The organism is Phormidesmis sp. 146-20, assembly GCF_052939475.1.
The window spans coordinates 18,085-31,085 of record NZ_JBJPHT010000065.1; the positions used below are offsets into that span (position 1 = coordinate 18,085).

The following is a 13,001-nucleotide window of genomic DNA, read 5'->3' on the forward strand; positions in this document are numbered from 1 at the left end:
CGGATGGGCTATTTTGATCTCATCCGTTGTTGCTGAATCTAAACTACTTTCTGAATAGATTAACAGGATTTAATTGGACTTGAAATTTAGAAGACGTAGCAAATTTACCATATAGTTTGATATGGTTTGATATGGTTTGATCCAGTTCAAATAGTTTTCTAAGCGATCGCTCACCTCTAAAACTGGAATATTCAAAAGCTTGTCTAAAAATGAGTTGTTCTTTGTTTAGACAAATAATTAGATCGGTCTGATAAATCGACCCATACTCTTCGGGCGCGTCAAATTCTTCTAAATCAAAGCTCAAGAGAATTAACGGATTCATCACTCAAATTTCGCTCGGCATACTATACTATTGCGGAGTCGATTTGAGGCGAGTCAGATGGCAGACAACAAAGACCAGCAGCATCCCTTATGGAATAACGATCGCCAGGTCGTCGATACCCTTCTAAATGGCGAACCTAATGAGTACAATCTGTCAGAGTTAGCCCGCTTGAGAATGCGCTACAACGATTTTCCGGGTGCGAGAGACATCAAATCTGACCTCGATAATATTCTCAAAAAGTGGCAACTGACCGAAGAAAAGCTCTATGAAAAAACTCGCCAGATTCATGAGATTGGGCAGGTTTATAAAGGGCGTGGAGTTAAGCGAGATGACTGGAGTTAGCTAGAAAAACCTGGAATCAGTAACCAGGATCTATTCTCAGCCAAAATGTAAACTCCTAAACCAATGAGAACGATCGGCACCAACACAGAGCTATAGGGGGTCAAAGTGGGCGCGATCGCCCGATGGTTTGAAAGCCAATCTGCAACCAAACACCACACACCCACACAAGCAAAGAATACGCTGAGAATTACACTTAAACTTGCGAAATTTTGGCTGGCAAATAGTGAAATGTAGATGCCAATATTATCGCCGCCATTCGCTAAAGTCACCGCCGCAACGCTGAAAACTTGGGGACTGACAAGGCGATTGCTCAAACTCTTTTGATTCAAATTGTCCAGAAGGTTTACCGTTTGTACTTCATGATCTTCTGACCGAATTAAACGGCGAATTCCAAGCGCGATCGGCACAAATCCCAATAGTCCAATCACAGGTTTAGAAATCAACAATCCGCTAAAAAACCCAGGCAGACTGAGAAGTACGATTGCCACAAACCCTAAATACTGTCCCACATAAATATCTCGTCTATGAAAAGCTACATTCACTTGAGCAAAAAACAACATCAAAATCAGCAAATCATCAATGTTGGTTGCAACAAATGCAGCAATTCCAGTTAAAGCAGACGAGAGAATCCAGGACATTTCAATGAATTGGTTCCTCGCTAGTTTTGAGGTGGAACTGAATTAGGAATGCGATTAGATTGAGGAAGAGATTGAGCCGGAGCGTTTAAGTTAGATGAATGGGGAGCGATCGCTTTCAAAACTTCTGGGTTGACCTGAGTTTGAGCTTGAGGCGGATTCGCCAAAATCTGAGCAACTTGCGCCTGTTGCTGTAACTGTTGTGTCGAAGAGACTAACCCACTCAATCCGTTGATTAAATTCCGCAAATTGTCTCGCAAGGCTGGGTCGCCCGTCAACTCGTCCAAATCGGCTGAAATCTTTTGAGCATTCTGAAACGTCGCCCTCGCCGATTCTAGCGTCTGTTGCAAAACCGTCAGATTAGAAGGATTATTTAAGGCGACGGTGACATCCTTGAGGTTAGTCGAAGCCTGAGCCGCATTGGCTGAGAGAACTTCTAAATTACGAATCAATTCACCCTGTCCAACTCGATCGAGCGTCGGCCCCAATCGAGCGATCGTCACTCTCAACTGACCACTCGTTTGATTCAAATTGTCCAGCGTCGAAACCAGCGTCGCCCGATTAGCCGTCACCAAACTATTCACTTGCCCCGCCGTCAAATTAAGCTGCTCTGCTGCACTGCCGATCGACGCTGCCGTTTTGGAGAAAGTTGCCACCTCGCCTCTAGCCGACCTGACCAATCCCGTGACTTCCTTACTCAACGTGGCAATCTCCGCCGCCGCATCACTCGAATTTTTGGTCAGCGTATTGATATTCCCGGTAAACTGCGGATTGCTGTAGACATCGGCAAACTTAATTGTCGCCCTCAATAGCTCATCGGTACTGATGCCCAGCGCCCCACTCAGCCGCGATCCTTCACAGAGAATTAGTTCTCGATTGCAGTCTTTATCCAACGGTTTTGCCGCGATCGCCCCTTCTGGTAAAGGTTTACGAGGCACAATATCCAACACGGTTTCGCCCAGTAACCCTGACTGATTCACCGTCACTTCTGAATCGCGAGGAATGATCAAATCAGCAGGCGCGATCGCCATTTCTACAGCCACCCCATTAGGGCCAGGCGCGAGACGAGAAATCCGACCCACGGTCACCCCTCGATAGCGCACAGGTGAACCCGATTGAACGCCCCCGATCGTCGCAAAATCCACCGTTACCGCAAAACTGCGATTCCCCGGATTCATCCCCCGAACCCACATCACCAGGCCGACAAACAGCCCAACTCCCGCCAAAATAAACAGTCCCACAGAGCCTTCTCGAACCGTTCGCGATCGCAAAGCAAGATTCCTCCCAGGAAATCGCATAGTCTCTACCCAGTCACTTGTATTGGCCCTTCCACACTGCCGCTAAAAAACTGCCGAATCAGCGGATTATCTGTGGTATCAATCTCGTGAACTTTCCCCTGCCATTGAATTTTGCCGTGATGGAGAAACACAACTCGATCAGCCGTGCGGCGAATCGTGCTTTGCTGGTGTGTCACCATTACATAACTCTGACAGCCCCCCTGAATGCGCTGTAGATGCCTGACGAGATCTTCAATCACCGTAGAGGCGATCGGGTCGAGTCCCGCAGTTGGCTCATCGTAGAGTAACATGTCTGGCGTATCGTCCGGGTTATCTGGATTAGCCATAATCGCCCGCGCAAAGCTGACCCGCTTTCTCATGCCCCCCGAAAGCTCCGCAGGATATTGCCGACGAATATCAGCCAGCCCAACCATCTCCAATCGTTGAGAGACCAATTCTCGAATCCGACGACGCGGTAGGCGAGAGTGTTGGTAGAGCAGGAACCCGACATTCTCCTCGACGGTCAAAGAGTCAAACAAAGCGGCCTGCTGGAAGACCATGCCAATATTGAGCGTCCCGACCTCATCTTCGAGCAATCCCTGGCGCAGTCTGCCCCCGATATAAACTTCACCCGCATCAGGAGCCAATAGCCCAGCAATAATTCTTAGCACCGTAGACTTGCCAGTGCCCGAAGGGCCAATAATTGCCAGCGCCTCACCCCGATAAATCGTCAAATCTGCGTGATCCAGGACAACATTTTGCCCAAAGGTCTTACAGATTCCCTTAAGTTCGACCAGCGGCTCAACCATTTGCTTGAGAATTAGAACAGGGTAGGGGAAGGGAGGAGGGAGGAGGGAGGAGGGAGGAAAGAAATTGACTCTATTGGTAGGAATGTCGATATCTCTGACTTCGATTTTGATAGATTGCGATCGCCTGTTTGAAGTTTTGCTTAAGCAGCCCGAAATTTGAAGCGCAAACGGCGATCGCCCGCGATGATCACTCTAGCTCTCGCTGTTACGACTCTACCAGAATCATCTACTCTCCTGCCTTCCGCCAAAAGCACACTTTCTCTTATCCCTCCTCCCTCATCCTTCATCCCTCATCCCTCATCCCTCACCCCTCTGTCTTTCCTCTTCTCAACTTGAGTTATCCTGCTGCTAAAGGTAAGGTTCATCATTGATGCAGTCAGCCCCTATCTTCTGTTCCTGGTGTAGAGCGTAATGACAACAAACAGCTTAATTAAACAGGCAATGCGGACGTTTCGGCAGGAATCCCGCCATTTTACGCCCTTCTGGTTAGGGCAATGGTTTAAGTGGCTGGCTCCGGGCTTGCTGGTCAAACGGTGGATGTTGATCAGTGCGGGAGGAGTCTTGCTGGTGAGTTTGGGGTTGGCGATTTGGGTCAAGCTGACACCCGTTTTTTATCTGACTCAGTTTGCAGGAGATTTGTTAGAAACCATTACGCGATCGGTGCCCAGCTATATCAGTGGCCCGCTGGTATTGGTGACTGGCATCTTGCTGATCCTCTGGGGGCAGACCCGGACGTTTGGTGCTATTACCGAAGTGCTGATGCCCGATCGCAGTGAAGAACTGGTCGATGTGTTGCTTACGGCTCGTCGGCTCAATCGCGGGCCCAGAATCGTGGCGATCGGCGGTGGAACGGGCCTGTCTACGCTCTTACGAGGACTCAAACGATCGAGCGGCAATATTACAGCGATCGTCACCGTAGCGGATGATGGTGGCTCGTCGGGGCGATTGCGTCGAGAGATTGGGGTTTTGCCTCCTGGCGACATTCGCAACTGTATCGCAGCCCTGGCCGACGAAGAAAAACTGCTCACAGAATTGTTTCAATACCGCTTTAAAGCCGGAGATGGATTGGTCGGTCACAGCTTTGGGAATCTATTTCTCACGGTTTTGAGCGAGATTACCGGAGATTTTGAGCAAGCCATTACCGCAAGTTCCAAAGTACTAGCCGTACGCGGTCAGGTCTTACCCGCCACCCTCAGCGATGTGAAACTCTGGGCAGAATTGGCAGACGGGCGACGCATCGAAGGCGAGTCGAGCATCACAGAAGCGGGCGGCAAAATTGTTAAAATCGGCTGCACCCCTCCCAACCCGCCGGCCGTCCCCAGAGCCTTAGACGCGATTTATAAAGCCGACTATATTATCATCGGGCCGGGCAGCCTCTACACCAGCGTCATTCCTAACCTGCTGGCTCCCGAAATTGCAGCGGCGATCGACCAGCGTGAAGTCCCCTGTGTTTACGTCTGCAACATCATGACTCAGCCTGGGGAAACCGATGGCTACAGTGTGGCAGATCACATTCAAGCGATCGATGCCGCCTGTGGAAAGCAGCTATTTGATGCCGTTCTGGTACAAAAACAGTCTCCATCGCCCAAAGCGCTGATTCGATACGCTGAGGAACTCTCTCACCCGGTGGCGCTCGATCGCGATGCGGTGATGCAGTTAGGTCGTCGCATTATTCGAGCCAATGTGATGGATGAAGATGAAGAAACCGGATTGGTAAGACACGATTCTGAGCAGTTGGCGAGAGTTTTGTTGCGCTGGTATGGCAGGGTGAGAGAAGGGGGATGAGGACAGAGGGAGGAGGATAGAGGGTGGAGGATAGAGGGATGAGGACAGAGGGATGAGGACAGAGGGATGAGGACAGAGGGATGAGGACAGAGGGATGAGGACAGAGGGATGAGGGATGAGTCAAGATTTTGTGACTTCTCAGGTGATTTTTTTGGCGGATGCGGAGTCCACTCGTCGGTTGGGGGTGCAGTTGGGACAGAGGCTCTCGGCTGGGGACGTGTTGTTGTTAGAGGGGGATTTGGGGAGCGGTAAAACGACCCTGGTGCAGGGGATCGGGGAAGGATTGGGCGTGGATGAAGCGATCAATAGTCCAACTTTTACCCTGGTTAATGAATACTTGAGTGGACGGGTGCCTCTCTATCACTTAGATCTCTATCGTCTCAACTCGGTAGAAGCCGCTGAAATGTGCCCGGAGATCTACTGGGAAGGGGTCGAAGTAAAACCGGGGATCGTGGCGATCGAATGGTCAGAACGGCTTCCCTACCAGCCTGATCACTACCTGCAAATTAGCCTTGCCCATGATCCCCAGTCGGGTCGTCAGGCTCAACTCAGGGCGATCGACTCTAGAGGAACGGCGATCGCTGGTGAGTGGGCAAAATTGCTGAACCTTTGACTGGTCTGTTTAAAGATTGCGTAAGTCTAGCGCTCAAAGTTATGAAGAACTACTGAAGTCATCTGGATGTCGCCTTTACTCCGTTTTCCTACGGATTCGGAAATTACCTGACTCGCTTTATTCTCTAGCTAGTGATGGGAGTCCCGTAACTACAGATATCAGGAGAGCGCCGTGAACTTAAGCGATAGGTCGTCCCTTCTCCCAGGGTTGGCAGGAGACGTATCGATTCAGTCTTTGTCTCAAGTATGGGCCAAACGCTATGTCGAAAAGCTGGCAGCGCAAGATCAGTATTTAGAACGAGTCTCAGAAAGAGGGGTGCGACGTGATCTGGCCCGCAATCTGTTGGAGACGCTGCGTCCAACGATCGCTCAAGCCTGGATCAAAACCGAAGCGCTTCTTGCGAGAGAAGTGGTCAGACATGAGATTGATTTTCACCTGATCAATCCGTGGGACATTGCCAAAGATGCGTATGACATCTACGAAAAAGCGCTGTCAGCATACGCAAATAACTTGTCCCCAGCGCGGCTCTCGGTTTTGGTCTCGGCTGATTTGGGCAAAATTCGCCATAAATACACGCACGTAGATCCACGGGTGATCGGCTTTGTGAGTATGCAATTTCACTACAGTGGGCAAATGCTGCTGTCGCTACTTCCCAAATCACAGCAAATTGTTTTGACTGACTACTTCAAAGTGATCGATGACCATCTATACATGCCCTTACAGCGAGCTTATGGAATGGCGGCTCAACATGACTACGACTCTCCTGCACTGCAACTCGTGCAGACACTTTTACCTGTAAGCAGCGCGATCTCGCGAAAAATTGTCTCACGAGTTTCTCAAGCTCTACCCTCGATATCAATGTCACACAGGTGCTCTCAACGAGCTGTCAGTGCAGATTTCGAGCATTCGAGATGTGGAGATGTTTCAGGTTTATCTGTGGGTGTGCGTGCTAGAAAACAACATTAGCGCGATTCAGCAGGAATTATTTCCCCTCTGTGTGATGCTGTATCCGAGGCTCAAAGTCCGCTGGGAACTGGTGCGCCAACTAATTCACCTCCTGGGAGCAGAAGTGCGATCGTACCTCGAACCTTCTCAGGCTAAGTATTACGCTCCTTACTATCAAGCGCTCTGGTCGATGTTTTCTCCCGAAATTTTTCCAGATAGCGACGATGGGTAGCCGTCCAGTTTGAGTAGTGGAATTGAGTGGCGGACGGCCGAATGACTGCGAAATTCTGTCTAGCTCATCCATCAAATCGCAGTGCTTGTCCTCTCACTTCAGAATGGAACGTGCCGCGATCGTACACAATCTGTCCTCCAACGATCGTCACCTGGGCCCAACCCGTCAGATTCCACCCCTCAAAGGGACTCCAGCCACACTTCGTCTGTAGCTCCTCTCGCAAAACAGGGTGATAAGTCTGCAAATCGACCAGCACCAGATCAGCATCATAGCCGGGAGCGATCGCCCCTTTGTGAGGAATTTTGTACGCCTTGGCGACGGCCGTAGACATCCAATGAGCCACTTGGGCCACGGTACAGCGTTTTTGAACCGCCTGAGTCAGCATCAGCGCCAAAGATGTTTCGACTCCGGGCATTCCAGAAGGGGTGTTGGGGTAAGCCTGCGCTTTCTCTTCTAACGTATGGGGCGCGTGGTCAGTAGCAATAAAGTCGATTACGCCATCAAGCAACGCCTGCCACAGCACTTGATTGTCGTGGGGCGATCGCAAGGGGGGATTCATCTGCGCCCAGGAACCAATTTTTTCGTAGGCGGCTGTATTCAACAACAAGTGTTGAGGGGTGACCTCGGCCGTCACCCAGGCAGGCTTGTCTTGCCGCAACAGGTCGGCTTCTTCTGCCGTGGATAGGTGGAGAATATGTAAGCGTCGCTGATATTTCTTGGACAGCTTTAACGCCAGCATCGTCGCATTCAGAGCGGCCTGATTATCTTGAATCGTAGAGTGAATTGCGGGATCAGTGACATCGGCGAATTGGAGGCGGCGATCGCGAATTCTCGCCTGGTCTTCAGCATGAACGGCAATCAAGCGATCGCCGTTGGCGAAAATTGGCTCCAGTGACGTTTCTTCGTCCACCAGCAGATCGCCGTGCATCGATCCCATAAAAATTTTGATGCCACAGGCGGGATTGGCTTCGAGTAAATCCGGCAAATTTTGGGCTGTCGCTCCGATAAAGAACCCGTAGTTGACCAATGATTTTTCAGCAGCGCGTCTGAGTTTGTCGTCGAGAGTGGCTTGGGTCGTCGTCAGCGGTCGCGTGTTGGGCATCTCTAAAAAAGATGTGATCCCCCCTCTCGCACAGGCCCGGCTGGCGCTGGACAAATCTTCTTTATGCTCTAACCCTGGTTCGCGAAAATGTACCTGTGGGTCGATCGCTCCTGGCAACAAAGTTAACCCCGTCGCGTCTAGGATAGTAGAGGCTTCATCGGGAGGTAAGTCTGAACCAACCTGGACAATCTTCCCCCCTTGCGTCTGCACATCGCCCAGGAGAAACTCCCCATCTGGCAGCAAAATCTGGGCATTTTGGATCAGCAGAGATGAAGCAACCATGCGTCAAAAAGAACCATTTCTAAACGACTCGTAGAGATTTTGATTATAGGGAGAGATCAAGGTATTTGTGCGGATGACACCGTAAAAACTTTGTACAGTTAAGAGCTATCTGGGATACATCTTGTAGACTAGATGCACAGACATTCCCCTTGTTACACCCTCTTTTTTTCCCTGGCACTGACACCCTGATGACTCGCATAGAGAACCCGGCACCTAAAGACAAATCTATGAATAAGGAAGACAATCCCTGGCTTGAGGGGCTAAAGACGATCGGACTCAGCGCGGTGCTGGCGATCGGCATTCGGCAGTTTGTGGCAGAAGCTCGCTACATTCCTTCTGGCTCAATGTTGCCCACGCTGCAAATCAACGATCGACTGATTGTAGACAAACTCAGCTATCGATTTAACAATCCCCAACGCGGCGATATTGTTGTCTTTTCACCCACTAGCACGCTTGAGAAGCAAAACTTTCATGATGCTTTTATCAAGCGAGTGATTGGGCTACCGGGCGATAAGGTGGAGGTCAAAAACGGTCGAGTTTTTATCAATGATCAGCCGATCGCCGAAAACTACATCGAAGAAGCGCCACAGTATAACTGGCGACCTGAAATGATTGGGCTACCTGAGCGGGTTCCTGCCGATTCTTATCTCGTGCTGGGTGACAATCGCAATAACAGCTATGACAGCCACTATTGGGGCTATGTGCCGCGTGAGAAAATCATCGGTCGCGCTGTGGTGCGTTTTTGGCCGCCCAATCGAATTGGAGAAATTACTCCAGAACCAAACTATGGTAAGTAGGACTTGAGATCCTACCGTGACTTACAATGGTGCGTCTCGTGTGGCTTAACCCTACGCGAAGCGCACCAATTTTAACGTTGGCTCTTGCGGCGAGACGACAGCCAGTTAGCGGCTAACACACCTCCGATAAAGCCAAACAGGTGACCTTCCCAGGAGATGCCCATGCGGGTCGGCAGAACTCCCCAAATCAGTCCACCGTATAGCAAGCCAACTGCCGCAGAGATTGCGATCGCTAGGGCACTGCGTTCAAAATAAGCCCGCGAGAGCAGGAAGCCAAAGTAGCCAAACACCACTCCACTCGCGCCCAAATGAATGCCAGGGGAGCCAAACAGCCAAACTCCGATGCCACTGGCGAGAAGGGCGATCGCTGACACAGTAAAAAACTCTCTCACTGCCCGCAGCATGACAAACCAGCCCAAGGTGATAAACGGGACGGTGTTGCTAATCAGATGACCAAATCCATTGTGCAAAAAGGGCGCAAACAAAATTCCCCGCAAGCCAATCTCGGTGCGAGGAATAATGCCAAAAAAGTTGAGTCTACCGCCGACAAAGACATCGGCAATTTCGATTAGCCACATCAGCCCAATTAGCCCACCTAGAATACCAACATGGGTTTTGAGGTCACGGCCGATCGTACTGGGGTCATTGGGGTCATTGCGGTACATGGTGGCTCCAGACTGTGTGGTGAAACACTTGATTTCCTTTCTAGCACAGACTTAAGGAAAGTTAGGGCATGAGGGCGAGGGAAGCGAAGAATTGGGCGTGCCCTGTGACGGTAAGTTTGATAAAGTCTTTTGCTTTGTTCTTTAGCACGCCTGCCCCCTCAAGCTGCCAATTCTGGGGGACTTTAAGAGAAGAATTCTGGCTCAAAGTCTCTCACCCGTGGGGGATTTAGGAGGCGTTCCTGAATCTGTAAGCGAAGCGAAAAAGTTTATCGAACTGACGAGGTTCAGAGTCCTTGATTGAGGGGAACTTCAGGGAGTGCTGGTTGGCTGACAGAACTCCTGAAACCCTCGATTTTTCGTAGGTTGGTGTTGAGCAACGCAAAACCCAACAGCAGCCTTTCTACCGTTGCTAACGTTGGGTTTCACCAGGTTCAACTCAACCTACCTGAAAAGATTTGTCAGTCAATCAGCAGGGAGTGATTTAGGGAGCCAGCCGCGCTTTTTTGAGGCGATTTGATTCGTACCAGTCGGCGATTTGAGGAACCCAGGCTTGAAAGGGGGCCCAGAGGTGTTCGCAGAGTTTTTGGGCTTCTAATTGAGCGTCAGCTTTCCAGCGCAGATCGACCAGGTGCATGAGCGATCGCACGTTGGCCGACATGACCCAATGCTGACGCACATCAAAGGGGATCAGTCCTCTGGCATGTTCTTCTGAAAAGCCTTCCAAAATTCTTTGCTGATAGCGGCGACAGGCTTCGAGACACCATTCAATGTCTTGCTGACGCTGGTCTAATGTGTATTCGTATTTTTTGCCCTGGCGATCGCTATAAAATCCCAAAGGTCGCAAATAAAAGACTTCTTCGACCTCTCGCTTGCCTTCTACCACATCCACAATCCGTTGTCCTGTGTACCTGAAAGATTGGACATCAAAAGAGATTCCGACGCGATGAGTGCGAATTTGCTGCATGGTGCTGTGGGGAAACCAGCCGCAGTTGAGCACGATTTGCGGATGTTCTAGTGGGCCGTAGTGACCGCGATTGCCTGCGAGAAGTTGTTTGACGATCACCTCACCGCATTTGGCTTCATCGGGAAAGCGATCGCGCTCCTCCCAGACAAACCCTTCGGCGTAATCTTGGTGCATCGCTGCGTAGATCGTCTGCTGGGGATTGGGCGTTTGGGAAATGACTTCGACGGTGAAACGATCCATAGGAGGTGCGGCTTGAGAGAAGATTTCAGGTTCACTACCTTAGCGCCGATCGTCGCCCAAAACTCATTTTGATCGGTTAATTTTCGATTCGGTTTAGATTAATTTTTGTCCCCAACTTTAGCAAGATCGATTAAGCTGGCTGTGACCCCTCGATCGTTTCTGGTAAGGCTGTACCGTGCCCAAACGCATTTCTTTTCTCTCTGCCCTGACCATTTTTGGCCTGTGGGCTGCCACTCAATCCGCTTTTGCCCAAGCGCTAGTGCCCCACTTCGTACAGCTTGATGCCACTAAGTTAGAGCAGCAAGGGATTGGTCTGATTCAAGAAGCGACGCAGCTTGCTCAGTTTCAGCAGTCCGAGTTGGCTCTGTCGAGAGCGCGGTTGGCAACGCAGATGGCTCCCAAACTTCCGGAGGCTTGGGCGGTTTTGGGTGGGCTGTATCTTCAGGTAAACCAGCCCGATAATGGAGTAGTGGCGCTCAAACGTGCTCAGACATTAGATCCCAGAAATGCCAATATTTCGTTTGCGCTGGGTACTGCTTACTTTCAGCAGAAGAAGTACAGTGAAGCGATCGCTTCCATTCAGGCGGGTCTCAAGATTAAGCCAAATGTGCCCGGTGCGCTGTTTGATTTGGGTAATGCTCACTTGATGCAGCGTCAAAATGCTGAGGCGATCGCCAGCTACGAAAAAGCGGTGGCTCAAGATAAAAAGTATTGGCCTGCGATCAACAATATTGGCTTGATCAAGTACGAATCTGGCGACCTGGATGAGGCAATCAAGCGATGGCAAGCAGCAGCAGCACTCGACCCTAAAGCGGCTGAACCGAGATTAGCGGCGGCGATCGGGCTGTACAAGAAAGGCGATCGTGACAAAGCCTTGGCGCTTGGCGAAGCGGCGATCCGATTGGACAGTCGATATAGTGATCTCACATTCCTGAAGGAAAATCTTTGGGGCGAAAAGCTGTTAGCGGATACTCAAAAGTTTTTTGCGGTGCCGAGAATTCAAGCGACGATCGTCCAGGCGGAAGCAGAACGCCCAAGGCAGCCGGGAAGAACCGAATAGCCGTTTGAGGTTAAGGATGATTCCTTGAGTTGAGATTGAGAGTGCAGTAGACTTTTGAAGGTTTTATATCGATCGTAGTAAGGCGACGACAGTTTTGACGTGGGGGTGCAGAATGCGATCGAGGCAAGTCATGGTAAGTAAGCGATCGGGTCGTTCAAAGCGTAAGTCCTTTCCCTGGTCGATCGTGCTGTTGCCGTTGGTGATCTGGTTTGGGGTGAGGGCGGTTCGCATTTATTTTGAGCGGCCGCAGGCGATTCTGGTTTTGGGGGGTTCGACTTCAGAATTAGAGCGAGAAAAGTTCACGGCTGAGTTTGCGTTAGAGCATCCCAATTTGCCGATTTGGATTTCTTCGGGCAGCCCCAGAGATTATACAGAGCAAGTTTTTGTGGATGCAGGGGTCAATCTCAAACGGTTGAATCTCGACTATCAGGCGGTTGATACGGTGACGAATTTTACGACGATCGTCGATGAGCTTCAACAGCAGGGCGTTGAGAGTGTGTATCTGGTGACTTCGGACTATCACATGCGCCGCGCTCAGATTGTGGGCGAAATTGTGTTGGGGAGTCGCGGCATTCAGGTCAAGCCGATCGCCGTTCCGTCTGACCAACCTCAAGAGCCGCTGTCTAAGGTGATTCGCGATGGGAGTCGAGCAATTTTGTGGGTGACAACGGGGCATACGGGAGCCGATTGGCATCGATCGCTGGCAGGTCATTAAGGGAGCCGCAAATTGAATTATCAACGACCCCCAGACTTCTATAGTTGTTCTATATCTGAATTGTCTTTTTGTTGTGCAATTCCTCCAAATGTATTAATGAACCAGCGCCCATGACGATATCGAACTTCATTAAAGACCGTTGCACTTGATAGCCCGCCAATACGCGAATCACTTGATATTCAGTCGTCAAATCGCTCGTGCCATCCCATTTGAGAT

The 13,001-nt window shown here is 50.4% G+C and carries 15 protein-coding genes; 8 read left to right on the forward strand and 7 right to left on the reverse strand.

What is annotated here, in order from left to right:
* Positions 1-43: 43 nt before the first annotated feature.
* Positions 44-322, reverse strand: coding sequence for a hypothetical protein (locus ACKFKH_RS30015; protein WP_446862042.1), 279 nt, complete (start codon positions 320-322; stop codon positions 44-46).
* A gap of 57 nt (positions 323-379) precedes the next feature.
* Between ACKFKH_RS30015 and ACKFKH_RS30020 the strand changes: the two genes are divergently transcribed.
* The gene (locus ACKFKH_RS30020; RefSeq protein ID WP_446862043.1) at positions 380-664 is read left to right on the forward strand and encodes a DUF3288 family protein; all 285 of its coding nucleotides are present in this window, start codon (positions 380-382) and stop codon (positions 662-664) included.
* Here the strand turns inward: ACKFKH_RS30020 and ACKFKH_RS30025 are convergent.
* Genes ACKFKH_RS30025 through ACKFKH_RS30035 form a run of 3 tightly spaced genes read right to left on the reverse strand, consistent with a single transcriptional unit; the run spans position 661 to position 3,385 of the window.
* The gene (locus tag ACKFKH_RS30025) at positions 661-1,302 is read right to left on the reverse strand and encodes a cadmium resistance transporter (protein WP_446862044.1); all 642 of its coding nucleotides are present in this window, start codon (positions 1,300-1,302) and stop codon (positions 661-663) included. The genes ACKFKH_RS30020 and ACKFKH_RS30025 overlap by 4 nt on opposite strands.
* A gap of 20 nt (positions 1,303-1,322) precedes the next feature.
* Complete coding sequence (locus ACKFKH_RS30030; protein ID WP_446862045.1) at positions 1,323-2,570, reverse strand: MlaD family protein; 1,248 nt, start codon at positions 2,568-2,570, stop codon at positions 1,323-1,325.
* A 32-nt stretch (positions 2,571-2,602) separates the two neighbouring features.
* Positions 2,603-3,385 (reverse strand): ABC transporter ATP-binding protein, encoded by a 783-nt coding sequence (locus tag ACKFKH_RS30035; RefSeq protein WP_446862046.1) that lies wholly within the window; start codon positions 3,383-3,385, stop codon positions 2,603-2,605.
* A 411-nt stretch (positions 3,386-3,796) separates the two neighbouring features.
* On the opposite strand from ACKFKH_RS30035, the gene ACKFKH_RS30040 reads away from it, so the two are divergent.
* The 4 genes from ACKFKH_RS30040 (at position 3,797) to ACKFKH_RS30055 (ending at position 6,960) form a co-directional block, all read left to right on the forward strand.
* On the forward strand, positions 3,797-5,170 hold the full coding sequence (locus ACKFKH_RS30040; RefSeq protein ID WP_446862047.1) for a gluconeogenesis factor YvcK family protein: 1,374 nt from the start codon (positions 3,797-3,799) through the stop codon (positions 5,168-5,170).
* Between the two features lie 115 nt (positions 5,171-5,285).
* Positions 5,286-5,783 (forward strand): tRNA (adenosine(37)-N6)-threonylcarbamoyltransferase complex ATPase subunit type 1 TsaE, encoded by a 498-nt coding sequence (gene tsaE, locus ACKFKH_RS30045; protein WP_446862048.1) that lies wholly within the window; start codon positions 5,286-5,288, stop codon positions 5,781-5,783.
* 171 nt (positions 5,784-5,954) lie between these two features.
* Positions 5,955-6,749, forward strand: a complete 795-nt coding sequence (locus tag ACKFKH_RS30050; RefSeq protein WP_446862049.1) for a hypothetical protein — start codon at positions 5,955-5,957, stop codon at positions 6,747-6,749.
* On the forward strand, positions 6,703-6,960 hold the full coding sequence (locus ACKFKH_RS30055) for a hypothetical protein (RefSeq protein WP_446862050.1): 258 nt from the start codon (positions 6,703-6,705) through the stop codon (positions 6,958-6,960). Before ACKFKH_RS30050 ends, ACKFKH_RS30055 begins: the two co-directional genes overlap by 47 nt.
* 64 nt (positions 6,961-7,024) lie before the next feature.
* On the opposite strand, the gene ACKFKH_RS30060 is transcribed toward ACKFKH_RS30055, so the two are convergent.
* A complete protein-coding gene (locus ACKFKH_RS30060) occupies positions 7,025-8,344 on the reverse strand; it encodes a dihydroorotase (RefSeq protein WP_446862051.1) in 1,320 nt (439 codons plus the stop codon).
* A 227-nt stretch (positions 8,345-8,571) separates the two neighbouring features.
* Here ACKFKH_RS30060 and lepB point away from each other — a divergent pair, with 227 nt between their 5' ends.
* Positions 8,572-9,141 carry a signal peptidase I gene (gene lepB / locus ACKFKH_RS30065; RefSeq protein WP_446862052.1) on the forward strand — a complete coding sequence of 190 codons (570 nt, stop codon included), beginning with the start codon at positions 8,572-8,574 and terminating at the stop codon, positions 9,139-9,141.
* 71 nt (positions 9,142-9,212) lie between these two features.
* Here the strand turns inward: lepB and ACKFKH_RS30070 are convergent, their stop codons facing one another.
* Both ACKFKH_RS30070 and thyX read right to left on the reverse strand, forming a co-directional pair.
* The gene (locus tag ACKFKH_RS30070; protein ID WP_446862053.1) at positions 9,213-9,806 is read right to left on the reverse strand and encodes a rhomboid family intramembrane serine protease; all 594 of its coding nucleotides are present in this window, start codon (positions 9,804-9,806) and stop codon (positions 9,213-9,215) included.
* A gap of 481 nt (positions 9,807-10,287) precedes the next feature.
* Positions 10,288-11,010 (reverse strand): FAD-dependent thymidylate synthase, encoded by a 723-nt coding sequence (thyX, locus tag ACKFKH_RS30075; protein ID WP_446862054.1) that lies wholly within the window; start codon positions 11,008-11,010, stop codon positions 10,288-10,290.
* Positions 11,011-11,185: 175 nt separating this feature from the next.
* Here thyX and ACKFKH_RS30080 point away from each other — a divergent pair, with 175 nt between their 5' ends.
* Positions 11,186-12,070 (forward strand): tetratricopeptide repeat protein, encoded by an 885-nt coding sequence (locus ACKFKH_RS30080; protein ID WP_446862055.1) that lies wholly within the window; start codon positions 11,186-11,188, stop codon positions 12,068-12,070.
* Between the two features lie 112 nt (positions 12,071-12,182).
* Complete coding sequence (locus ACKFKH_RS30085) at positions 12,183-12,785, forward strand: YdcF family protein (protein ID WP_446862056.1); 603 nt, start codon at positions 12,183-12,185, stop codon at positions 12,783-12,785.
* Positions 12,786-13,001: the final 216 nt, after the last annotated feature.

Bases quoted from the DNA above. Each gene is read 5' to 3' on its own strand.
- ACKFKH_RS30060 (WP_446862051.1), bottom strand. From the start codon at position 8,344: ATGGTTGCTTCATCTCTGCTGATCCAAAATGCCCAGATTTTGCTGCCA.
- lepB (WP_446862052.1), top strand. From the start codon at position 8,572: ATGAATAAGGAAGACAATCCCTGGCTTGAGGGGCTAAAGACGATCGGA.
- tsaE (WP_446862048.1), top strand. From the start codon at position 5,286: ATGAGTCAAGATTTTGTGACTTCTCAGGTGATTTTTTTGGCGGATGCG.
- ACKFKH_RS30015 (WP_446862042.1), bottom strand. From the start codon at position 322: ATGAATCCGTTAATTCTCTTGAGCTTTGATTTAGAAGAATTTGACGCG.
- thyX (WP_446862054.1), bottom strand. From the start codon at position 11,010: ATGGATCGTTTCACCGTCGAAGTCATTTCCCAAACGCCCAATCCCCAG.
- ACKFKH_RS30020 (WP_446862043.1), top strand. From the start codon at position 380: ATGGCAGACAACAAAGACCAGCAGCATCCCTTATGGAATAACGATCGC.
- ACKFKH_RS30055 (WP_446862050.1), top strand. From the start codon at position 6,703: ATGTTTCAGGTTTATCTGTGGGTGTGCGTGCTAGAAAACAACATTAGC.
- ACKFKH_RS30070 (WP_446862053.1), bottom strand. From the start codon at position 9,806: ATGTACCGCAATGACCCCAATGACCCCAGTACGATCGGCCGTGACCTC.
- ACKFKH_RS30040 (WP_446862047.1), top strand. From the start codon at position 3,797: ATGACAACAAACAGCTTAATTAAACAGGCAATGCGGACGTTTCGGCAG.
- ACKFKH_RS30025 (WP_446862044.1), bottom strand. From the start codon at position 1,302: ATGTCCTGGATTCTCTCGTCTGCTTTAACTGGAATTGCTGCATTTGTT.
- ACKFKH_RS30035 (WP_446862046.1), bottom strand. From the start codon at position 3,385: ATGGTTGAGCCGCTGGTCGAACTTAAGGGAATCTGTAAGACCTTTGGG.
- ACKFKH_RS30085 (WP_446862056.1), top strand. From the start codon at position 12,183: ATGCGATCGAGGCAAGTCATGGTAAGTAAGCGATCGGGTCGTTCAAAG.